This window comes from Bacillus sp. z60-11, from assembly GCF_046464135.1.
GTDB lineage: Bacteria > Bacillota > Bacilli > Bacillales > Bacillaceae > Bacillus > Bacillus sonorensis_A.
This window is the reverse complement of record NZ_JBIYSN010000004.1, coordinates 440,154-460,128: the sequence shown is the minus strand read 5'-3', so window position 1 is coordinate 460,128 and position 19,975 is coordinate 440,154. Positions and strand designations below refer to the sequence as shown.

Sequence of the window (19,975 nt, the reverse complement as noted above, 5' to 3'; positions counted from 1 at the left end):
GTTTTTAACCTCCGCCCTCTCCATGTTTCAAATACCCTTTTTCCAAAAGACCCCAAACAATATCAAATTCCTGTTCAATCGTATCTCTTTTCCATTCATTCGCATGCGCCGGATGGTGGAAACGTTCCGTCGCGTAAAAAATGCCTTTTGCCACTTCAACAGGATCATTTGCACAATCAGAACAGCGGTCGATGAGCCCGCTCAATTGCTCGACGATATTGGAAATGCTTTCATCGACAAGCTCTGGAGATTCATTGGTGACTTTGGCATACATCGCAAACAATTCTTCATCCTTCATGGCATAATACCGTTTGAGCTCAAACAATTTCTTTATATAAGCCTTGACATGCGCCGGACCTTCGCGGGAAGAATCGTGATAAACACCGGTAAGCGGCTTGAAAATCTTTTCATCCAGCCACATTTGGGTAGCTTCCTCGAAAATCTCTTTTTTGCTTTTAAAATGGCGGTAAATCGTACCGTGACTGACGTTCAATGCTTTGGCCACATCCGTGATCGATGTTTTCGCTGCACCGTACCGCCTTAACGTTTCTTCTGTTGCTTCAAGGATTTGTTTTTTCGTCAATGCTTCTGAAACATTCTTCATGATGCTGCGTGTTCCACCTCCTTTAGGATGATCATAGCAAGAAAAGTAACAAATGACAAATAATTTATTTTGTCATTTGTCATAAAATGAAAAACGACTATCAAGATAGCCGTTTCAAATCCTTTACTTAGGATGTGTAAGCTTTAAAATGCGTTCGTAAGCATTCATATAAAGAACAGGGTCGGGATCCACACCTTTTTTCTTTGGCACATCAAAATCAGAAAGTACAAAATGATGTTTTGGCTGAACGTCATGCTTGGCTAAACAGCTTTTGCAGCAGCACAAAGGACAGCCGTCGATGGCAATGATATCCCGTCCGGATTTTGCCGTTTTGACAAGCGGCTTGACATCACCGCCAACCCCGGCAATACAGGACATTTCAGCTATTTTTTCGCGATCCATTTTGATGGCGATCATGTTGGCCGTTTGCGCGGCCGAAGAACATCCAGAGCATGAATACACAAGCGGTAAATCTTTTCGTTTCATTTGTTCATTCTCCCCTTTTTGTCTTTTCGCAGCAAAACTATTAACTCACTTTACATGATGTGTATTTTTAAGACTGTGAGTTAGATCACTTTTTGACATTGGGGGCTATCCGAAGCGAGGGATATAGCGAAAAAAGAGCAAACCATCATCTAAAAAGGTTTGCTCTAGCAAGATACATATCCAGTTCGTCAGTATACTTCCATCAAACGGCTGTTGTTTTTGGGTGGGGTTTGGCATTGATTATTGGTATTAATCGGTCTTAGAAAAACCACCTTTCATTTCAAAAATACCAGTCGTTTTTCTCCGTGTAAACCGAATAATACACTCAGCCGCGGCCACGTTCAGGGCAATCGCCCCATAAACGCCGATCGTATAGCTGAGATCGTATGCCAAGCCGAATCCGCTGCGGCCCACAAAGGTGATGACATGAATAAACAGATTGGTAAAACAGAATAAATAACTGCGGATCATCCACTTTTGATGCTTGTCAAACCGCTTTCGCCGCGCTTGCCATACGGAAATCACCGTAGCCGCCGGCCAATACATGTTCACCAGATTAAAGGCGATGCTCACGATTCTTCCTCCCGTGGAGTGCGGCGCCATATAGCCTGACGTCAGCGTCACAATCAGCACGCAAACGACATAGACATAGCCGTTCAAGCGGTGGAGCTTGCGGCTTCTCACAGAAAAGTTAACAGCTCCCGCCAGCATGGCCAGACAGGCGGCAACCACGTGGACATACATCACCTTCAGCCAGACCGGGAGCTGAAAAGAAGCGCGCAGATGAGTTTTCTGGCTTAAAAAGGCTGTCGAATGCCGATCATGAAGCAAATTTTCAAACAAGGTATACAGAACATAGATCGCGATCAGCGTCAACATGACTGCGAACACCGAGCGTTGGAATGTCTTTCTGTTCAGCTTTTGTTCCTCCTAAAATATCATGCTATTTTTTCAATCAAGGTAGTCTCTTTTTAGCATACACCAATTATGCCGCGTTTAAAAATCGTTTCCAGCAGTTAACTGAATGTTGATTTTGAAGACGACAGACAGCCAACACCAGGTTCGCCATGATAAAATCTTCCCCATTAAAAACATCAAGTATATTCTTTTTACTATTCGCTTCGATATGTTCAAGTATCTTCCGCAAGAAACTGTCCAAACAAACGAATAGAGGGTTCACTTTCACACCTCTTTTCGGATCATGTTTTAAGAAAAATATACCAATAATCCTCGAATTTCGAATAAAAATAAGCTAAAATGTCATCATCGAAAAGGATTTTTAGGACTGTTACAAGACATTGGATATGTACAAGAACGAAACATTCTTTCAACAATCAAACCTTTTAAATTTTAGTGTTATAATAGAACATAAAAAAATACGGGAGCCAGGAGTTAAAACAATTATTGGAGGCAGTACAAAGTGACAGACGATATAACCGGAGACAATAACAGACATGAACAAACATTATCAAGGGGCCTGAAAAACAGGCACATTCAGCTGATCGCCATCGGCGGAGCCATCGGGACGGGATTGTTTCTCGGCTCGGGGAAATCGATCCATTTTGCAGGACCGTCGATTTTATTTGCTTATATGATCACCGGGATCATTTGCTTTTTTATTATGCGTTCTCTTGGAGAATTGCTGTTAAGCAATCTGGAGTACCACTCTTTTGTTGATTTTGTCAGAGACTATTTGGGCGATATGGCAGCCTTTATCACCGGCTGGACCTACTGGTTTTGCTGGATTTCGCTCGCCATGGCCGATTTGACCGCGGTCGGACTCTACACCCAATATTGGTTTCCCGGTGTACCGCAGTGGACACCGGGCTTTATCGCGTTGATTATTTTGCTGATCATGAACCTGGCGACTGTAAAGCTTTTTGGAGAGCTTGAATTCTGGTTTGCATTAATCAAGGTGATCGCGATTCTGGCGCTGATTGTGATTGGTTTATTCATGATCGCAACAGGTTTTTCCACCGCTTCAGGCCAAGCGAGCTTCACGAATCTGTGGAGCCACGGCGGCATGTTCCCAAATGGGCTGCATGGATTTCTTCTCTCATTCCAGATGGTGGTGTTTGCATTTGTAGGCATCGAACTTGTGGGACTGACGGCAGGCGAAACAAAGGATCCGGCAAACGTGATTCCGAAAGCCATCAACAATATCCCTGTCAGGATTTTGCTTTTCTATATCGGCGCTCTTCTTGTGATTATGAGCATCTATCCGTGGAATATCATCAATCCTGATGAAAGTCCATTCGTTCAAGTTTTTGCAGCAGTCGGGATCATTGCGGCAGCCAGCATCATCAATTTTGTCGTTCTGACATCAGCGGCTTCGGCAAGCAACAGCGCGATCTTCAGCACAAGCCGGATGGTTTACTCGCTTGCCAAAGAACAAAATGCGCCTGAAGCAATGAAAAAGCTGACTTCCCGCAAAGTACCGAGCAATGCGCTGTTCTTTTCAGCCGTCGTGATTCTCATCGGCGTGACGCTGAACTATATCATGCCGGAAGAAGTGTTCACGCTGATCACAAGCATTTCCACGATATGCTTCATCTTTATATGGGGAATCACGGTGATCTGCCATTTGAAATACCGCAGAACAAGACCGGATTTAGCGAAAACAAACACATTTAAAATGCCGTTTTATCCATTTTCAAATTATGTGGTTCTTATCTTTCTTGCGTTTATTCTCGTTGTGCTCGGATTGGCGCAGGATACCCGTGTTTCCTTATTTGTCACACCGGTTTGGTTTTTGTTGCTGATCGTTATTTTTAAAATGAGGAAACCGAAGGAACAAGTCTAGAAAGCGAAGATGTGACTCAGCCTGCAGAACATGCTCTGCAGGCTTTTTGTTTTGGAGCGGATGGCACCTCATGTAGAATGAAACTTAAGAAAACGGATACAAGGAGAGGAGAGATGAAAAAACAGAAAAAATGCCGGCTGGTCGCACTGTCTATCATGTTTTAAAAAATCACATGGCAGAAAAAGGAGAATAAACTTATGAAAATCGTAGATTTATCAGTGACCTTAAGGGACGATATTCCATCTGACCCTCCTGGTTTTATTCCCGAAATTGAATATGTGGATCATAAGCAAGGGGCCAAGCAAATGGTCCAAAGCTTCCCCGGGCTTTCTTCAGACGACCTTCCCGGCGGTGAAGGCTGGTCGCTTGAAAAAGTGAAGATGTCGACACATGCCGGAACTCATATAGACGCCCCTTACCATTATCGTTCGGTTACGGATGACGGCAAGCGGATGGCGACGATTGATGAAGTTCCTCTTGAGTGGTTTCACGGCCCTGGCGTCAAGCTGGATTTCAGACATTTTGAAGATGGACGAATCGTCACTCCGGATGACATCGAGAAAGAACTTCAACGAATCAATCATACGCTTGCTCCCGGCGACATTGTCCTTGTCAATACATCGGCCGGCGCCAAATACGGACAGAAAGATTACTTGAACAGCGGCTGCGGCATGGGGCGCGAAGCCACGCTCTCTTTAACCGAGCGCGGCGTGCGCCTTGTCGGTACTGACGCTTGGAGCTGGGATGCTCCGTTCAGTGTAACCGCCAGGCGCTTTGAGACGGAAAAAGACCCGGCGATTATTTGGGAAGGACATTACTCCGGAAGCAAAATCCCTTACTGCCAAATTGAAAAACTCGCCAATCTTGAGCAATTGCCTTCCACCGGTTTTTATGTGATGGCTTTTCCCGTAAAAGTTGAAAAAGCCTCAGCCGGATGGGCGCGTCCTGTCGCCATTCTTCACGCTGAACGTGAAATAAAGGATGAAATGGTCAATGGCAAGAATACAATTAGCTGATATTGATCGGGTACATAATGAACAAAAAGCGTAATACCAGCGGTTTCCGGCAAATTTAACGCGGGCTTTGCTGCGTTTGATTGATGAATGTGCGTACCCGCGTAAAAGTAACCGATTTAACATTTGAAAATACGAAACAAATATTCAGTGAACAGGAAAGAGCCGAATTCACTCTTTTGAATGTCGCACGTTTTTTGGAAACATTGGCTGTCGATCTGGATGAAGCGCCGCCCTCTTGGGATGGTATAGAGCGAGCATAAAAGACTGACAAATACAGAAGAACCGAGGGAATACCCCTTGGTTCTTTTGGTCATACAACCTGGGTAAATAGGCAATAAAATGAATATAAGACGGCTAAAACTCCCGCTATTAAATTGAATTCGTTGTGTTTATGTTCCTGTTTTATCAACGTGAAGAAGAAAAGACCTGAAAAGAAAAATCCAATGAACCATCCAATGGAGATTTGCAGAAAAGTTAAAACAAAGCCGGTAACCCCCATCATTTGAAACACTCTAGGTAATTTGCCCACCAATAATACCCTCCTTTATTCATCACGATAACTCAACGCCTTTCGGAATTCATTGAGTAAAGTTTTATCGTTCAAAAATTCTGGAACGTTCGGACATTACCTAGATAGTAAATTCAGATTCTTCTTTGTCAGCTTCATAAACCGAACGTAAGACAAGCTTAACAAAAGCCTCAACAGCCGGAAATTACCATTTTTTCTTCTTAGTCAGCATGTGGGAATAAAGCGGGGCGAGTTTTTCAGAATGGGTCAGAATGTTTTAGCTAGCCGCAATCCACTTCATCTTTCACTGTCATATAAGGTAAAGCAGAAAACCCGAGTCCGCTCATGACCATTTGTTTAATCGCTTCTATATTCCATCGTTTGAAAGTAGTGGAGATCATGTTTTAAAAGGTATCTTTCAAACATTGTCCGATAACTGCAGCCTTCTTCATTCGTTATAAAAAAATGGTTTTGATCATCTTCCAAATGATCCGGCCCTTCACTGCTGCCGACAAGGACGATCCTCTCCTCAGCCAGTGTATGATGAACGCATTTTTCTTTCAAGTTATGGACTCCATTCAGAAAAGTGATTCTTCACAAACTGCTTAAATTTCTCCACTGCCGGTGATAAATATCTTCCTTCTATCCAGGCGATGCCAATCAGACGTTGGCATTCCGGCCAGCTGATCCGGACTTTGGAGATATGGCTCTGATCCAGTCCTTTTAGGTCGGGCAGGATTGAAATACCGAGTCCTGAGGCGACAAAGCCTGCTGCGGTGGCCACTTCCTCACCTTCAAAGAGGATCTCCGGTTGAATTTGCGCTTTTTCAAAAAGTTCATCTACTGTGTATCGGAGTGCATAACCATTTTTTAATACGATAAAAGGCTCTTTGGCGACTTCATCCAATGTCACACTTTCACAATCGGCTAATCGGTGTCCTTTTGGCACAAACAAAAAAAGCTCTTCACTCCATAATTGCACCCAATGAATGGACTTTTCGGGCTTGATGGATTGCAGTAAGCAAAGATCCAGTTCACCGGACTTCAGTTTATCGAGAAGCCAGTAAGAGTGATTTTGTCTCAGGTGAAACTGAATTCCCGGATGCTGACGTTTAAAAGATCCGATTAAATCCGGAACGATCGTTGTCCCAAGCGTATGCAAAAAGCCGAGTGATACTTCCCCATGGTCCGGATCCAATAACTGTTTGATTTCTTCTTTGCCGTCATGAAACTCTTTCATCATCACATCCACCCGTCTTAAAAAAATCTCTCCATACTTGTTCAGCCTGATTGTGCGTCCTTGTCTGTCAAACAGCTGAACACCTAAATAGACCTCTAAACGATGGATAGAACGTGAAAGTGCAGGCTGAGAGATCGATAAACATTCTGCAGCTTTTGTGACGTGCTGTATCCGGGCAAGAGCTTGAAAATACTCAAGTTGTTCCCATTCCATAGGTTCCGTCTCCTTCCCATCTCATGACACTAAAACATTAAAAACATATTTATAATGCATTATATAATATAAATGAATAGTGCTACCATCATTGATAAAGGGGCCGAGAAGATGTGCAGAAGACAAGGCAAAGCGTTTCAACTATTCTTGATGTTGTAAAATAAATATCTTCATTGGGAGGAATTGATTGTGATCAAACGGCTTGATCATTTTGTTTTAACTGTAAAAGACCTTCAAGAGACAATCAGCTTTTATACGCGGGTTTTGGGAATGAAAGAAGAAACGTTTGGCTCAGGCAGAAAAGCGTTGCGTTTTGGCAATCAAAAAATAAATTTGCACGAGGCTGGCAATGAATTCACTCCCAAAGCAAAACATCCGCTTCCCGGCTCTGCAGATCTCTGTTTTATCGCGGAAGAAACAATAGACGATATAATCGAACATCTACGTCAAAACAATGTGAACATTGAGGAGGGACCTGTCAGAAGAACCGGCGCGCTTGGTCCGATTGTATCTGTATATATTAGGGATCCTGATCAAAACCTGATTGAAATATCACAGGATCTAGCCCCTTTAAAAAGCTGAAAAAGAAGGGATGAGTTTCCTCTCCCTTCTTTTTAGGACTCACTTTATTCGCCGCCACTTGTGTTAGCACGTTTTAACCTTGGCAGTTAATTGCTTTTCTCAGCGGAAGCCGGAAATGAGCTTAGATTAACGTCCTGCTTCATGCTTATCTCATTAATGCCAAGATTCGTTTACACCTCTTGAACTTGAATAAGGATTTTGGTGATTTGATTTTCAAATCCATCGACCATCACTTCATCAAGCATGAATTCCTCATATGCATACTCACCTATCTGCATCCCATTCTTTTCAATGAATTGAATGATTCTGCTGTAGGCATCTTCAACTTCTTCGCCTTTTTGGTAGCCGATTGCATACAGCCCTTTTCGTCTCACATGCTCGTTTGCCGTATCGATTCCTTCTTTTACTTTTACATAAAAGTGAATGTAATTATAGAAGTCTTTATTTAAGATTTGTTCCCGTGCCAATATACCGCCGACAGGATACCCCTCATCTAATCCACGAGACTCAACATCGTGAATGAGCTCTGAAATGGCTGCAACGTATTTTCGTTCTGGTAAATGTAAAGTATTTTTGCCGATCATAAATGTTTCTTCATTTAAATATTGGAAAGAAACCGAAGAGAAGTCTGTTTTTAACGCTTGTTCTGTTAACGACACTTTCGTCTCGATGATCTTTTGCAAATGCTTGAGCTTTTTCACTTTGTCCTCAATTTCAACAGACTTTTCTTTCAGAAGCGGTAAGATTCGGCCCGGTGTTTTACCTTTGATGAGGGACTTGATTTCTTTTAACGGTAAACCAACCTCTTTAAACAAGTTGATCACTTGAAAAAGCTCAAATTGATGATAAGAATAATACCTATAACCATTCTCTTTTTTGATCTCCGGAGAAATCAAACCGATCTCATCATAGTGAAACAGCGTTTGTTTTTTGATGTTGCAGAGCTTGGCAAACTCACCCGTTGTGAAATATTTTTTTAAATCTTCGCTCATAAAAAATCTCCTTGACTATACGGTAACCATATACTTTATGATTTTATTGTACTTGAACACAGCTTCGATCCAAAAAGAAAAGGATCATAAAAAAACGGAAAAACTCTCCGCTGGAAACGATTACGCTTTGCCTTGATTAATGTAAGAGGAGTTTTATAGATGAAAAAATCAATAAGAGAACAAAAAACGGTGCTTATTATATTATTAAGCAACATTTTCATAGCATTTCTTGGCATCGGTTTAATTATTCCAGTTATGCCTTCCTTTATGAATATCATGCATTTATCCGGCAGTACAATGGGGTATCTTGTTGCGGTTTTCGCCATTTCCCAATTAATCACTTCCCCTTTTGCGGGAAGATGGGCTGACCGTTTTGGAAGAAAAAAAATGATTGTCATCGGATTGCTTGTATTCAGTATATCAGAGTTGATTTTTGGATTGGGAACCCATGTTTCAATGTTTTATTTATCGAGGATATTGGGCGGAGTCAGCGCCGCCTTTATCATGCCTGCCGTTACAGCGTATGTAGCTGATATAACAACACTGCAGGTAAGGTCAAAGGCGATGGGCTATGTTTCGGCAGCGATTAGCACCGGCTTTATTATTGGACCTGGTGCCGGAGGATTTATAGCCGAATATGGGATTCGGATGCCATTTTTCTTCGCTGCCGCCTTGGCATTTACAGCAGCTGTCTCTTCCGTTTTTATATTAAAAGAATCCTTGTCAAAAGAAGAACGGGAACAACTCTCGTCTCAAACAAAGGAATCCAATTTCTTTAACGACTTGAAGAGGTCGATTCATCCTGTCTATTTCATTGCATTTGTGATCGTTTTTGTGCTGGCTTTCGGCTTGTCAGCCTACGAAACGGTATTCAGCTTGTTTTCTGATCATAAGTTCGGCTTCACACCAAAGGATATCGCAATCATTGTTACGATCAGTTCGATCGTTGCCGTCATTATTCAAGTTTTACTATTCGGGAAATTGGTCAATAAACTTGGAGAGAAAAGGATGATTCAGCTTTGCCTCATCACCGGCGCGGTCTTGGCTTTCGTGTCAACTGTCATGTCAGGGTTTTTAGCTGTTTTGCTTGTCACTTGTTTTATTTTTCTGGCGTTTGATTTGCTGCGCCCGGCCCTGACGACTTTCTTATCCAAAGTCGCCGGTAACCAGCAGGGTTTTGTTGCAGGGATGAACTCCACTTACACGAGCTTAGGAAATATCTTTGGTCCGGCTCTGGGCGGTATTCTCTTTGATCTTAACATTCATTATCCTTTCCTTTTTGCAGGCATCGTGATGATTATCGGCTTGGGTCTTACAATGGTGTGGAAAGAAAAAGCAAATGAAGTTCAATCTTGAATGAGGCCGGAATCACAATACAGTTGCGTTAAAAGAAAAACATACCAAATCATATTGGGATGTTTCAGATTGTTGACAAAATCCTTTCAGCGTGACCCTCAACCTTTGCAGTCTAGAAAGGCCGGGCATCGGAGCGGACTTTCACAGGATGTGATGACGGCGGCGTTCAGGCAGTAGGCCTGCGCAATTAGCCGCCGATCCTCGTTATCATTCGTGAGCACCGACTGAGCAGACCTGACAACGAATGCGAGGGTTAGTCGACACGCTGGCGCCCCTGTTTCAGGGGTTTTGATTTTAAAGAAAGTGTTAAGAACATGGTTCAATTTTTTACAGAAGTTTTATTAAAAATTGCCAATATTATTCCTGATGCTGCTAGACTTATCATTAAGGAGGAGATATCTAATCTAAATATATTGTTTATTCCATCAATGAAAAGTGTCCATAAAACATATATGGTAATCGCATTTAGTGCAAACATTTTAAACCATCTAGGTATCGCCAGCCAAGCTTTTAAAAGATCGGTAGAAAATTTGCCCATTTTGTTTCTCCTTATTATTTTTCTGATCTTTTATCAAAATAACATAGTTAAATTTTCAACGCTACATGCTCTGCCTTTTGATTTCTCACTTGGTATGTTTTTCAATCCAAAAAAACATAAATGTGCGGAAATAAAAAAATACCAAGGCGTCTAACCCTTGATATTTCTTTTGACTAATCCTTTAATCCCTTTCCATCGAGAATGTTCTGCACATATTTTTCAACCCTTGACTCTCGGGTTTTGGATTGTTTGGCTTGAGAAAAATAAAGAATATATGCTCTTTGCCGTCCCGGGGTTAATCCTTCAAAAGCAGCTTTCAAGCCAGGGATTTCTTCGAATTTTTTTTGAAGTTCTTCAGGAATTTGATATTCTGTATTCTTTTTAAAATCGACTTCCAAACCGGCTTTTTCAACTTCAATCGCTTCATGAATATAGGCTTTCAGGATGGTTTCCAGTTCAATCATTTCCTCAACATTTTTGAAGCGAATCTGCCGCGCCGCTTGTACATTCTCCGTTTGTTGAACAAGAATCCCATGCGGGTCCTTTAACAAGGCACCTTTATGAAACAGAAGCGCACAATATTCTTTAAATCCATGGATTAAAACGATGTTTTTGTTATTAAACGTGTAACAAGGATGCATCCACTTAAATTCTTCGGTCAGCTCACAGTCAAGAACGATATGTCTTAACTTCTCAAATTCTTTCTTCCACTTTGTAGCCCTGCTTAAAAATTCTTCGACCTTGGGATTTATTTGACTATTTGTCATCAAGGAACACCCTCTTTCCGAGCAGTTTGCTTTTTCCTATACTCTTTCTTACATTTCTTCTAACAATTTTTTAAGATCTTCGCCCATTTTCGCCCAACCGAATTTTGCACCATTGAACGCTTGATCTTCTTTTTCGAAACCTGTGTGTTCGAGATGCAGGGAGGTTTTTCCCTCCTCATGCTTTAATGTCCATGTGACTGTAGTGTTTATTCCGCCGCCGACCCAAGTGTAAGATAGCTTGTAAGGCTCGTCTATTTCAAGAACTTCGGAATCAATTATTAAATTCCACTGCTCATTGCGAAACTGAAATTGATGTCCGACGACAGGCTTAAAATCATTAGGCATGATCCATTTTGCAAGAGTATCTGCATCCGTTAAAGCGAGCCATACCTTCTCGATCGGGCTCTCAAAAGTAAAATCATGTGATACTGTTAAATCCATGTTTTGTTCCTCCTTTAATATTTGGTCTAAAAGCAACATTCTTTCACTCCAGAATTTCCTGTAAAACGATACCCAATCCTCTATTTCTTTCAATGGGGCAGCATTCAGCCGATAACGCGTTTCCCTGCCGGCCTTTCTGCTCATGACGAGACCGGCCTCTTTAAGGATTGCCAAATGCTTTGAAATAGCGGTACGGCCCATGTCAAAATGAGCGGTCAACTCTTTGAGCGGCAATTCTTCCACATCCGCTAACAAGCGCATCAATTGACGTCTTGTTGGGTCGGCAACAGCTGCATAAATATCACGATCTTGATTTTTCTCGTTCAAAATCCTCCTCCCCTTAATTGGACACCAATTGGTGTCTTAATTATATGACACTAATTGGTGTCATGTCAATTTTATCTTAGACATGACGGTTTCGGTTTTATTCTCCCAGCATTTAATTTGCCGGTTACGGAACAATAAAAGAAAGCTTGAGCATGAGACGACTTTAGCTTAATAAACGGGTTGTTCACCGCCTAGTTGAAAAAACCCGGCACAAAATGGGCACTGTTATAAATCAATGAATTAAAATAAACAAAAAAAAGAATAGCCTTTCGACTATCCTTTTATTTATCTTTGTACCTTTCCCTGCGGAACCAAATGACAATCAGTATAATTCCTTGTACCGCCGGACGATTTGAATGATCTATCAAATCAACAATTTGAGCAATGCACTAACTGCTCCGGTTCCATCCTTTCATTCTCACAGCAAAGGGTTTAATAAAAGTAGGCTTATATTTGATTTTTCATTCTCTTTTCCATCTGTTCTGCCACTTGTTTCGAATTTGGATTTTCTTCATTTTGCAATTGATCAATGATGTTCGTATAATCCGTTTCATTGCGATTTTGACTTAATTTATATGCAGCCTGAATGTCTTCCACCTTAATCTTAAACCCGACAATCGCTTTCAGTTGGCTTTCTAAAAGTTGAGGAGAAAGCCCATCCCATAAAATGGGGTTTTTTCGATGTTTTTCGTATTTTTCCATCATAATTGTTAATTCTTCTATTAATTCATCTCTCTCTAGCATGCTTGCTTTACCGTATATATGGACGGCTTGATAATTCCAAGTTGGAACATCTTCATGCCCATACCAAGAAGAAGAAATGTAAGCGTGCGGTCCCTGAAACATAACAAGCACATCATCACAGGTTTCAAATGTTCTCCACTGAGGATTTCCATAAGCGATATGCCCAGTGATATAGTAATCATCACCTTTTTTATTGAAGCCTAAAGGCAAATGAGTGGCAATAGGTTTTCCTTGTTCTGTCGTGACGATTGTGCCAAAAGCGTTTTTTTGGACAAAATCCCAAATTTCATCAACATTTTCGACCTTAAAATATTTTGGAATATACATCATCATCCCCCTTCCTATAAAGTTATAGGAGTGTTTTCGTCATGATAAAGTCCGTTTGTTCTTCATCCCCCATATAAAAAGAGTGGGCTCCGGTTTGGACAAAGCCCATTTTCTTATAAAAATCAATGGCATTTTCGTTTTTTTCCCATACGCCCAGCCAGATTTTCTTTTTATTCCGTTCCTTCGCAATTTCCACAGCTTTATTGAACAGATATTTACCAAGCCCGTGTTTTTGAAAGTTGTTCTTGATATAAATTCTCTCGATTTCAAGTGAATCATCACCCATTTTTTCAGACTGGGCCTCATCGGTGTTGACCTTTAAATATCCAGCGACTTCATTGTTAAAATAAACAAAAAAGAATTGCGAAGAGCTATTGGATAATTCTTTTTCTAATTGTTTTAAGTTAAATGCCTTGTCCAAGTAGGCTTTCATATTTTCTGGCGAGTTCTGATGCTTAAATGTCTCATTAAATGTTTCATAACCAATTTCCTGAAGCTTGTGTAAGTCTTCAAGGGTACACCTTTTTATATTTACTGTCATTCAATCTGCCGCTCCTTTACGCTGTCAATAATTTCTTTTGTTCCCCTTTTTCACGAATTCCCAGTCCTTTTCTACATTTTTTCTTACTCTTTGAAGAAGATTGAAGATAGTCTCCGCTTCCCCCTCGGAAAATCCCGCTAATGCCACACGATTCGAATGATCATTTTCTCTTTTGATAAAAGGAAATACCTCATTTCCCTTTTCCGTCGGAAAGAGTTTTTTTATTTTTTTGTTATGTTCATCATCTTTCTTTTCAATAAAGCCCTTCATTTCAAGTTTTTTTATTGCCCGGGCTGCGGTTGTCCGGTCTACTTTAATCATCTCAGCCAACTTCTCCTGAATGATTCCCGGGTTTTCGCATATTCGGACAAGGTACAAATACTGCCCTTTTGTCAGATCATGTTCTTTAAATTCGATATTGCTTATAGAATCCAATGCTCGGGCAATCATTCCAATTTCACGAAGGATTTCTTTCATCGCTGCCTCCTGCGCACATATTTTTGTTGTAAATGCAATAAAATTGTTGTACATTCAATATAGCCGATTTTTGTTGCATTTGCAAGGAAAAATAACAATAAAGAGGTCGAGTAAAGTGAAGTTTATTTTTTATGTATTAGGCATTTTAATATTAACCCTCGGTATTGCTTTCACGATCCAATCAGACCTTGGAGTTTCACCTTTTGATGCACTTTTGGTGGGACTGTCCGTAAATGTCGGGCTAACTGTGGGAAGTTGGGAAGTCATCATGGCTCTAATATTAATAGGCTGCAATTCGTTTTTAAAAAGACAAAGACCGGAAGTTTCGGGGATGCTAACGGCGTTTATAACCGGTATCGGCATTGACATGTGGCTTTTTTTGCTGCATTTTTTTGTGACACCAGAACAATGGTACAGCAAAGCGATTTGTTTTGGAATCGGCTTGGTTGTTACAGGGTTAGGAACCGCGACATACTTATACACAAATTTTGCTTCGATGCCAATTGACCGTTTAACATTCATCATAAAAGAATTAACGAGAACCAATATATTTTTTTCGAGAACGTTCATTTACCTCGCCTTCTTGATACTGGCCATGATTTTGAATGGACCAATCGGCATTGGAACTTTATTAACCGTTTGTTTAGGGGGGCTGATCCTTAATGGCTTTATGCCGTTTACTGAAAAAGCATTGAACCGTATATTGACAAAATCCAATATATCAGCAGATGATGTAAAACATTCGATATAGAATGGATGTTAAGTAAGAGGCAAAAAACAGATGAATATAAAAAATACCAAGGGCGTCAAAACCCTTGGTATCTCTGGTATGCGGCCGAAAGGACTTGAACATTTGCCTAGTAGAAAACGACCTTTAACCATTACTAACGATTTTAATAATCATTTACCATACCCGAGGCATATATTGGAATTCCAACTAAAAGACCGTCGCCTCTTAGTAACTCACAATAACAATGATTATAAAATTTCTCAAGGAACGACCAGCAGCCCGTTAGCTACCCTGATTAAAGGTAATCTGTTACCACACTGTTACGTTAGAACTTCCACTACTTTGATATCCCTCTGTCGCTAAGACTTGGTAAGACCAATTACTACCCAGATTCATTCCATGACTCTTCCATGCTTTAACATGATTGCTGAAAGTGATTTTAGCGTTGCTTCCAGTTGGTCTCTTGGACTGGCGAACACTCCAGTACTGCGTGAAAGTAGTTTTTTCGCCATCAATGGAAGGTGCGTTATAACGTGTAGTTGTATATATGTCATATGTACCCCCATCACTTTTTACAGTACCTTTATACGTTCCAGTAGGTCTATAAGTACCCCATGAATCCACTACATAATATTCTATGAGAGGTGATCTCGTCCAACCATATAAAGCCAAATATCCATTGCCATTCGGCGCCCAAACTCCGGCATTATAGTTTATTGTCCTAGATGGCGAACCTGTAGTCCAACCTTTACCAACAACGAAATTTCCGGTATTAGACCAATTCACACTGTAATTCCCTCCAGGCCCATTAACAGCGTTTACTGTTCCGCCGCCATCAGTCCAATTTTGCCAGTAATCTGTGCTAGCTGCAGAGGCGGTTGCCGAAAACAAGCTAATACTCATTAAAGCTGCCGTTAATCCAACTAAGAAATTCCTTTTAAACTTAAACATATGTTACCTCCTATAATATTTTTTCTGACTTTGACATGAGGTAGCACTCGTATATATTTAAAACATTATTAATTACTAACGCCAAAGCGTTTGATCGTCCCCTTCAATATAATATCACGAATTCATGAGTGAATATTAATAATATATGTAAAATAATTACAAAGACCTAAAAAATTACATTATAAGTGTTCTTGTATCACCATAGCCTTATCCTCTTTTCGCAGAATCACAATTCTTGTTTCTAAATCTGATGGAGTTATGTCCGACCTCCGACATTCACATGTCGCTCTTTTAATAAACCAAGGTGAAGACTACATTACTATAAAGGAACGTCTAGGCCATGGTTCAGTGAGAACAACTATCGACGTTTACGGGCACTTATATCCCAACAAACAGAAAGAAATGGCGGACAAGTTAGATGACTTATTTTAAGTAAGTGGGCACAGCGTGGGCACAATAGCGAAAAAACTAGACCAACACAAAAATACCAAGGGCGTCAAAACCCTTGGTATTCCTATGATGCGGCCGAGAGGACTTGAACCTCCACGGGGTTGCCCCCACTAGGCCCTCAACCTAGCGCGTCTGCCATTCCGCCACGACCGCATGATATGTTGTTTTAAAGTGCGGGTGAAGGGACTCGAACCCCCACGCCGTAAAGACACTAGATCCTAAGTCTAGCGCGTCTGCCAATTCCGCCACACCCGCTTATGTCACATGGTGAGCCATGAAGGACTCGAACCTTCGACCCTCTGATTAAAAGTCAGATGCTCTACCAACTGAGCTAATGGCTCAAGATTAAATGACACCCTTAGATTGAAGCTAATACAACGACGTCCACATCTCAGAAAGCTTTTTCGAGATGCCGCTCGATGTGTACGCTGAAGTAACTTCTCCGAAGCGTATTCGGACGTGCTCTACCAACTGAGCTAATGGCTCAAATAAAGATGGCTGGGCTAGCTGGATTCGAACCAACGCATGACGGAGTCAAAGTCCGTTGCCTTACCGCTTGGCTATAGCCCAACAGCTATGAGAAATGACCCGTACGGGATTCGAACCCGTGTTACCGCCGTGAAAGGGCGGTGTCTTAACCACTTGACCAACGGGCCATATGATGTCAATATCGCATTTTAAATGGCGGAGAAGGAGGGATTTGAACCCTCGCGCCGCTTACGCGACCTACACCCTTAGCAGGGGCGCCTCTTCAGCCACTTGAGTACTTCTCCATATGGCTCCACAGGCAGGATTCGAACCTGCGACCGATCGGTTAACAGCCGATAGCTCTACCACTGAGCTACTGTGGAATGATCAGACTCATTCATTATACCTATATCGACAAATTGTGTCAAGAACAACAATTTGTTTTTGATGCCCTGTCTTGCGACGGCTTTTATAATTTAACATAGGCAAGTCTGATCAGTCAACCCTTTTTCACAATTTCTTTTATTTTCCCTCCGCACTTTCCGCAAACATAGCGGCTTGTATCCATGGCGCGCTTGTGCACAAAAGTTTGTCCGCATGCTGCACACTTGTATGTGCGCACTTTTCTCGGCTGTTTTTTCGCATCGGCGAGCGGTGTGCAGAACCTTGGGGCTCCGACTTCCTTTAGGAGCATTCTAAAATCTCTGTCGCGGTGTTTGTAGCCTTTTCCTTCAAGATGAAGGTGGTAATGGCAGAGCTCATGCTTGATGATGCCTTCAAGCTCTTGTCGGCCGTGCTCTGCCAAATATTTTTTGTTCAGCTCGATATCGTGCGAGTGCAATAAATATCTGCCTCCGGTCGTCTTCAGGCGGCTGTTGAAATAAGCCTTGTGCCGGAACGGCTTTTTAAAATAGGTCAAAGACAGCTGTTCTGTCAGCTGCTGCAATTGCTGATCGTCCATTGAATCCACCTCATTTTCAAAAACATCGAACAGGACAAATTCCCGTCGGCATAAACTAAAACAAAACCCACACTCTATCTTCAGAGCCTTCAGGAGGGATTGTCAATGCCGAATTGGCTCAAAAACCAGATGCAAAGAGCTTTTTACGAAAAGGATCATTACCAGATTAAACTGCTGAATCAGTGCTGGTATTTTTACAGAAAAAAACACTGCTGATGAGCAGTGCTATTTTTCTTTGACCATCGATAACGACACCCTTCCTTTCGCCGCATCTGCACGCTCTACCCAAACTGTCACGATATCGCCGACCGATACGACGTCAAGCGGATGTTTGACAAAGGAACGGCTGAGCTTGGAAATGTGCACAAGCCCGTCCTGTTTGACACCGATGTCGACGAATGCGCCGAAATCGACGACATTGCGCACCGTACCCTGCAGCTCCATTCCTTCTTTTAAATCCTCCAGTTGGAGCACATCGGTTTTGAGAAGAGGTTTAGGCACTTCATCCCTTGGATCGCGCTCAGGCCTTGTCAGCTGGGCGCAAATGTCTTTCAGCGTGATCGCGCCGATTGCCAATTGTTCCGCCGCTTCACGAATATCCAGTTCATTTATTTTGCCCTGGAGCTCGGCCGAACCGATTTGCTCTGTTGACAAGCCCAGCTTTTTCAAAAGCTCTCTCGTTTCTTTGTAGCTTTCCGGGTGGATGCCTGTGCGGTCAAGCGGTTCATCGCCGTCAGGCACCCTCAAAAAGCCGATGCACTGCTCATATGTTTTCGCTCCGAGCCGCGGAATATCTTTCAGCTCTTTGCGGGTCGAGAATTTTCCGACTTCCTCCCGTTTTTTGACGATGTTGGATGCCACTGATTTCGATAAACCGGCAACATACTGCAACAGCGCGGCCGATGCTGTGTTGACATTGACGCCGACCTGGTTGACGACGGTTTCCACGACAAAGCGGAGGGAGTCGTTTAATTTTTTCTGGCTGACATCGTGCTGATATTGACCGACGCCGACTGATTTAGGGTCGATTTTGACAAGCTCGGCAAGCGGATCTTGAAGCCGGCGGGCGATCGACACGGCGCTCCGCTCTTCCACCTGCAGGTCGGGGAACTCTTCCCTGGCCAGCTCTGAAGCGGAGTAGACGCTTGCTCCCGCTTCATTGACGATCAGGTAATAAACCTTTCTGTCGATGCCTTTCAAAAGGTCGGCGATAAATTGTTCGGTCTCTCTTGACGCCGTCCCGTTACCAATCGCGATCACTTCAATTTGAAATTCTTCGATGATATGTTTCACTTTATCCATCGCTGCGTTTTTCTTGTTGACAGGCGGGTGCGGGTAGATCACATCGATTTTCAGCACCTTCCCTGTCTCATCGACGACCGCAAGCTTGCAGCCGGTGCGGAAGGCCGGGTCAACGCCGAGGACGAGCTTCCCTTTCATCGGCGGCTGCAGCAAGAGCTTGCGCAGGTTTTCGGCAAAGATGTGAATCGCTTGGTCCTCCGCTTTTTCGGTCAGCTCTTTTCTGATCTCCCTTTCGATGGACGGCTGGATCAGGCGTTTATAGCCGTCTTCAATCGCGTCCTTCAGCAAGTCTTTCGCCGTTGTTTGTTTATGCTTAAGGATTTGTTTTTCTAAATAATCGAGGATGCGGTCGAGTGGCGGCTCGACGGACACTTTTAAAATGTCCTCTTTTTCGCCGCGGTTGACGGCGAGCACGCGATGAGGCACGATTTTTTGGATCGGCTCTTCATATTCATAATACATTTCATAGATTTTCTTTTCGTCCGCTTCAGCGTCTTTGGCCGCAGACTTTAATGTTCCTCGTTTGAAAGTTTCCCGGCGAATCCATCTTCTGAATTCAGGTTCGTCGGAAATCCGTTCGGCAAGAATGTTTTTCCCGCCTTCCAGCGCTTCCTCGGCGCTGAAGACTTCTTTTTCTTCATTTATGTATTTTTGTGCTTCAGCCAGTATGTTTTTGTTCTGCGGCAGGGCGCTGATGAAATCAGCCAAAGGCTCAAGCCCCTTGCTTTTGGCGATGGTCGCTTTTGTTTTTCTTTTCTGTTTATAGGGTCTGTATAAGTCTTCTACTTCCTGAAGCTTGTCCGCCTTTTCGATCTTGAGCTTGAGCACGTCTGTCAGCTTGTCCTGCTCGGCAATCAGACGGATGACTTCTTCCTTCCGCTGATTTAAGTGCTGAATGTATCCCCAGCGTTCGGAGATCGTTTGAATTTGCACTTCATCCATAGAACCCGTCTGTTCCTTGCGGTATCTCGCGATAAAAGGCACGGTGTTTCCATCTTCCAATAATTGAATGACATTGCCGACGTGCTTCGGCGCCAGCTCCGTCTCTTTTGCGATTTGTTTGACGATTAACGCTAAAGTATCCATTGTATCCTCCATAAGAATGTTGTCCTATTAGTGTACCAAAAGATATTGAAAAACACCTATATCAA

General features: G+C 42.4%; 21 protein-coding genes, 7 tRNA genes and 3 pseudogenes. 9 read left to right on the top strand and 22 right to left on the bottom strand.

The window, feature by feature from the left end:
- Positions 1 to 4: 4 nt before the first annotated feature.
- From ACINLD_RS14580 to ACINLD_RS14570, 3 genes are all read right to left on the bottom strand, one after another.
- Complete coding sequence (locus ACINLD_RS14580; RefSeq protein ID WP_077735663.1) at positions 5 to 604, bottom strand: TetR family transcriptional regulator; 600 nt, start codon at positions 602 to 604, stop codon at positions 5 to 7.
- A gap of 123 nt (positions 605 to 727) precedes the next feature.
- A complete protein-coding gene (locus ACINLD_RS14575) occupies positions 728 to 1,090 on the bottom strand; it encodes a putative zinc-binding protein (protein WP_026586019.1) in 363 nt (120 codons plus the stop codon).
- Between the two features lie 249 nt (positions 1,091 to 1,339).
- Entirely contained in the window at positions 1,340 to 1,969 is a 630-nt protein-coding gene (locus tag ACINLD_RS14570) for a DUF2306 domain-containing protein (protein ID WP_077735664.1), read from the bottom strand.
- A gap of 541 nt (positions 1,970 to 2,510) precedes the next feature.
- Here ACINLD_RS14570 and ACINLD_RS14565 point away from each other — a divergent pair.
- The 3 genes from ACINLD_RS14565 to ACINLD_RS14555 all read left to right on the top strand — a co-directional run bounded on the left by ACINLD_RS14565 (position 2,511) and on the right by ACINLD_RS14555 (position 5,169).
- On the top strand, positions 2,511 to 3,893 hold the full coding sequence (locus ACINLD_RS14565; protein ID WP_026586017.1) for an amino acid permease: 1,383 nt from the start codon (positions 2,511 to 2,513) through the stop codon (positions 3,891 to 3,893).
- 197 nt (positions 3,894 to 4,090) lie between these two features.
- Positions 4,091 to 4,909, top strand: coding sequence for a cyclase family protein (locus tag ACINLD_RS14560; RefSeq protein ID WP_077735665.1), 819 nt, complete (start codon positions 4,091 to 4,093; stop codon positions 4,907 to 4,909).
- An 83-nt stretch (positions 4,910 to 4,992) separates the two neighbouring features.
- Complete coding sequence (locus tag ACINLD_RS14555; protein WP_179115663.1) at positions 4,993 to 5,169, top strand: hypothetical protein; 177 nt, start codon at positions 4,993 to 4,995, stop codon at positions 5,167 to 5,169.
- 453 nt (positions 5,170 to 5,622) lie between these two features.
- Here the strand turns inward: ACINLD_RS14555 and ACINLD_RS14550 are convergent.
- Both ACINLD_RS14550 and ACINLD_RS14545 read right to left on the bottom strand, forming a co-directional pair.
- A pseudogene (locus tag ACINLD_RS14550) lies at positions 5,623 to 5,975 on the bottom strand (LysR substrate-binding domain-containing protein); the annotation flags it as partial.
- A 7-nt stretch (positions 5,976 to 5,982) separates the two neighbouring features.
- Positions 5,983 to 6,870 (bottom strand): LysR family transcriptional regulator, encoded by an 888-nt coding sequence (locus ACINLD_RS14545; protein ID WP_026586014.1) that lies wholly within the window; start codon positions 6,868 to 6,870, stop codon positions 5,983 to 5,985.
- Between the two features lie 189 nt (positions 6,871 to 7,059).
- Between ACINLD_RS14545 and ACINLD_RS14540 the strand changes: the two genes are divergently transcribed.
- On the top strand, positions 7,060 to 7,452 hold the full coding sequence (locus ACINLD_RS14540) for a VOC family protein (protein WP_077735666.1): 393 nt from the start codon (positions 7,060 to 7,062) through the stop codon (positions 7,450 to 7,452).
- A 170-nt stretch (positions 7,453 to 7,622) separates the two neighbouring features.
- On the opposite strand, the gene ACINLD_RS14535 is transcribed toward ACINLD_RS14540, so the two are convergent.
- Positions 7,623 to 8,444, bottom strand: coding sequence for a MerR family transcriptional regulator (locus tag ACINLD_RS14535; protein WP_026586012.1), 822 nt, complete (start codon positions 8,442 to 8,444; stop codon positions 7,623 to 7,625).
- Positions 8,445 to 8,603: 159 nt separating this feature from the next.
- Between ACINLD_RS14535 and ACINLD_RS14530 the strand changes: the two genes are divergently transcribed.
- On the top strand, positions 8,604 to 9,800 hold the full coding sequence (locus ACINLD_RS14530; RefSeq protein ID WP_077735667.1) for an MFS transporter: 1,197 nt from the start codon (positions 8,604 to 8,606) through the stop codon (positions 9,798 to 9,800).
- A gap of 314 nt (positions 9,801 to 10,114) precedes the next feature.
- The gene (locus ACINLD_RS14525; protein WP_256860212.1) at positions 10,115 to 10,492 is read left to right on the top strand and encodes a hypothetical protein; all 378 of its coding nucleotides are present in this window, start codon (positions 10,115 to 10,117) and stop codon (positions 10,490 to 10,492) included.
- Between the two features lie 19 nt (positions 10,493 to 10,511).
- On the opposite strand, the gene ACINLD_RS14520 is transcribed toward ACINLD_RS14525, so the two are convergent.
- The 6 genes and pseudogenes from ACINLD_RS14520 to ACINLD_RS14495 form a co-directional block, all read right to left on the bottom strand.
- Complete coding sequence (locus ACINLD_RS14520; protein ID WP_077735668.1) at positions 10,512 to 11,105, bottom strand: YdeI/OmpD-associated family protein; 594 nt, start codon at positions 11,103 to 11,105, stop codon at positions 10,512 to 10,514.
- 48 nt (positions 11,106 to 11,153) lie between these two features.
- On the bottom strand, positions 11,154 to 11,546 hold the full coding sequence (locus ACINLD_RS14515) for an SRPBCC family protein (RefSeq protein WP_236251288.1): 393 nt from the start codon (positions 11,544 to 11,546) through the stop codon (positions 11,154 to 11,156).
- Between the two features lie 93 nt (positions 11,547 to 11,639).
- A pseudogene (locus ACINLD_RS14510) lies at positions 11,640 to 11,873 on the bottom strand (ArsR/SmtB family transcription factor); the annotation flags it as partial.
- Between the two features lie 447 nt (positions 11,874 to 12,320).
- Positions 12,321 to 12,944, bottom strand: coding sequence for an FMN-binding negative transcriptional regulator (locus ACINLD_RS14505; RefSeq protein WP_026586008.1), 624 nt, complete (start codon positions 12,942 to 12,944; stop codon positions 12,321 to 12,323).
- 22 nt (positions 12,945 to 12,966) lie between these two features.
- Positions 12,967 to 13,485: a GNAT family N-acetyltransferase gene (locus tag ACINLD_RS14500; RefSeq protein ID WP_077735669.1), complete on the bottom strand. Its 519-nt coding sequence runs from the start codon at positions 13,483 to 13,485 to the stop codon at positions 12,967 to 12,969.
- A 24-nt stretch (positions 13,486 to 13,509) separates the two neighbouring features.
- Entirely contained in the window at positions 13,510 to 13,962 is a 453-nt protein-coding gene (locus ACINLD_RS14495; protein ID WP_077735670.1) for a MarR family winged helix-turn-helix transcriptional regulator, read from the bottom strand.
- A 115-nt stretch (positions 13,963 to 14,077) separates the two neighbouring features.
- Between ACINLD_RS14495 and ACINLD_RS14490 the strand changes: the two genes are divergently transcribed.
- Positions 14,078 to 14,713, top strand: a complete 636-nt coding sequence (locus ACINLD_RS14490) for a YczE/YyaS/YitT family protein (RefSeq protein WP_026586005.1) — start codon at positions 14,078 to 14,080, stop codon at positions 14,711 to 14,713.
- 288 nt (positions 14,714 to 15,001) lie between these two features.
- Here ACINLD_RS14490 and xynA read toward each other — a convergent pair whose 3' ends face one another.
- Positions 15,002 to 15,643: an endo-1,4-beta-xylanase XynA gene (xynA, locus tag ACINLD_RS14485; protein WP_026586004.1), complete on the bottom strand. Its 642-nt coding sequence runs from the start codon at positions 15,641 to 15,643 to the stop codon at positions 15,002 to 15,004.
- Between the two features lie 258 nt (positions 15,644 to 15,901).
- Between xynA and ACINLD_RS14480 the strand changes: the two are divergent.
- A pseudogene (locus tag ACINLD_RS14480) lies at positions 15,902 to 16,075 on the top strand (tyrosine-type recombinase/integrase); the annotation flags it as partial.
- Between the two features lie 88 nt (positions 16,076 to 16,163).
- Here the strand turns inward: ACINLD_RS14480 and ACINLD_RS14475 are convergent.
- From ACINLD_RS14475 to ACINLD_RS14440, 8 genes are all read right to left on the bottom strand, one after another.
- Positions 16,164 to 16,246: transfer RNA gene (locus tag ACINLD_RS14475), tRNA-Leu, on the bottom strand.
- 19 nt (positions 16,247 to 16,265) lie between these two features.
- Positions 16,266 to 16,348 (bottom strand) — tRNA-Leu (locus tag ACINLD_RS14470).
- A 10-nt stretch (positions 16,349 to 16,358) separates the two neighbouring features.
- Positions 16,359 to 16,434, bottom strand: a tRNA-Lys gene (locus tag ACINLD_RS14465).
- 154 nt (positions 16,435 to 16,588) lie between these two features.
- Positions 16,589 to 16,663: transfer RNA gene (locus tag ACINLD_RS14460), tRNA-Gln, on the bottom strand.
- Between the two features lie 14 nt (positions 16,664 to 16,677).
- Positions 16,678 to 16,749, bottom strand: a tRNA-Glu gene (locus ACINLD_RS14455).
- A 26-nt stretch (positions 16,750 to 16,775) separates the two neighbouring features.
- Positions 16,776 to 16,866, bottom strand: a tRNA-Ser gene (locus ACINLD_RS14450).
- Positions 16,867 to 16,869: 3 nt separating this feature from the next.
- Positions 16,870 to 16,944 (bottom strand) — tRNA-Asn (locus ACINLD_RS14445).
- A 116-nt stretch (positions 16,945 to 17,060) separates the two neighbouring features.
- A complete protein-coding gene (locus ACINLD_RS14440) occupies positions 17,061 to 17,522 on the bottom strand; it encodes a SprT family protein (protein ID WP_409444867.1) in 462 nt (153 codons plus the stop codon).
- 105 nt (positions 17,523 to 17,627) lie between these two features.
- Here ACINLD_RS14440 and cmpA point away from each other — a divergent pair, with 105 nt between their 5' ends.
- Positions 17,628 to 17,738, top strand: coding sequence for a cortex morphogenetic protein CmpA (gene cmpA / locus ACINLD_RS14435; RefSeq protein ID WP_003179153.1), 111 nt, complete (start codon positions 17,628 to 17,630; stop codon positions 17,736 to 17,738).
- A 9-nt stretch (positions 17,739 to 17,747) separates the two neighbouring features.
- On the opposite strand, the gene ACINLD_RS14430 is transcribed toward cmpA, so the two are convergent.
- The gene (locus tag ACINLD_RS14430; RefSeq protein WP_409444866.1) at positions 17,748 to 19,910 is read right to left on the bottom strand and encodes a Tex family protein; all 2,163 of its coding nucleotides are present in this window, start codon (positions 19,908 to 19,910) and stop codon (positions 17,748 to 17,750) included.
- Positions 19,911 to 19,975: the final 65 nt, after the last annotated feature.

Excerpts from the sequence above, each read along its gene's own strand:
- ACINLD_RS14580 (WP_077735663.1), bottom strand. The coding sequence starts at position 604 with ATGAAGAATGTTTCAGAAGCATTGACGAAAAAACAAATCCTTGAAGCA.
- ACINLD_RS14575 (WP_026586019.1), bottom strand. The coding sequence starts at position 1,090 with ATGAAACGAAAAGATTTACCGCTTGTGTATTCATGCTCTGGATGTTCT.
- ACINLD_RS14570 (WP_077735664.1), bottom strand. The coding sequence starts at position 1,969 with ATGTTGACGCTGATCGCGATCTATGTTCTGTATACCTTGTTTGAAAAT.
- ACINLD_RS14560 (WP_077735665.1), top strand. The coding sequence starts at position 4,091 with ATGAAAATCGTAGATTTATCAGTGACCTTAAGGGACGATATTCCATCT.
- ACINLD_RS14555 (WP_179115663.1), top strand. The coding sequence starts at position 4,993 with ATGAATGTGCGTACCCGCGTAAAAGTAACCGATTTAACATTTGAAAAT.
- ACINLD_RS14545 (WP_026586014.1), bottom strand. The coding sequence starts at position 6,870 with ATGGAATGGGAACAACTTGAGTATTTTCAAGCTCTTGCCCGGATACAG.
- ACINLD_RS14535 (WP_026586012.1), bottom strand. The coding sequence starts at position 8,444 with ATGAGCGAAGATTTAAAAAAATATTTCACAACGGGTGAGTTTGCCAAG.
- ACINLD_RS14530 (WP_077735667.1), top strand. The coding sequence starts at position 8,604 with ATGAAAAAATCAATAAGAGAACAAAAAACGGTGCTTATTATATTATTA.
- ACINLD_RS14525 (WP_256860212.1), top strand. The coding sequence starts at position 10,115 with ATGGTTCAATTTTTTACAGAAGTTTTATTAAAAATTGCCAATATTATT.
- ACINLD_RS14520 (WP_077735668.1), bottom strand. The coding sequence starts at position 11,105 with ATGACAAATAGTCAAATAAATCCCAAGGTCGAAGAATTTTTAAGCAGG.
- ACINLD_RS14515 (WP_236251288.1), bottom strand. The coding sequence starts at position 11,546 with ATGGATTTAACAGTATCACATGATTTTACTTTTGAGAGCCCGATCGAG.
- ACINLD_RS14505 (WP_026586008.1), bottom strand. The coding sequence starts at position 12,944 with ATGTATATTCCAAAATATTTTAAGGTCGAAAATGTTGATGAAATTTGG.
- ACINLD_RS14500 (WP_077735669.1), bottom strand. The coding sequence starts at position 13,485 with ATGACAGTAAATATAAAAAGGTGTACCCTTGAAGACTTACACAAGCTT.
- ACINLD_RS14495 (WP_077735670.1), bottom strand. The coding sequence starts at position 13,962 with ATGAAAGAAATCCTTCGTGAAATTGGAATGATTGCCCGAGCATTGGAT.
- xynA (WP_026586004.1), bottom strand. The coding sequence starts at position 15,643 with ATGTTTAAGTTTAAAAGGAATTTCTTAGTTGGATTAACGGCAGCTTTA.
- ACINLD_RS14440 (WP_409444867.1), bottom strand. The coding sequence starts at position 17,522 with ATGGACGATCAGCAATTGCAGCAGCTGACAGAACAGCTGTCTTTGACC.
- cmpA (WP_003179153.1), top strand. The coding sequence starts at position 17,628 with ATGCCGAATTGGCTCAAAAACCAGATGCAAAGAGCTTTTTACGAAAAG.
- ACINLD_RS14430 (WP_409444866.1), bottom strand. The coding sequence starts at position 19,910 with ATGGATACTTTAGCGTTAATCGTCAAACAAATCGCAAAAGAGACGGAG.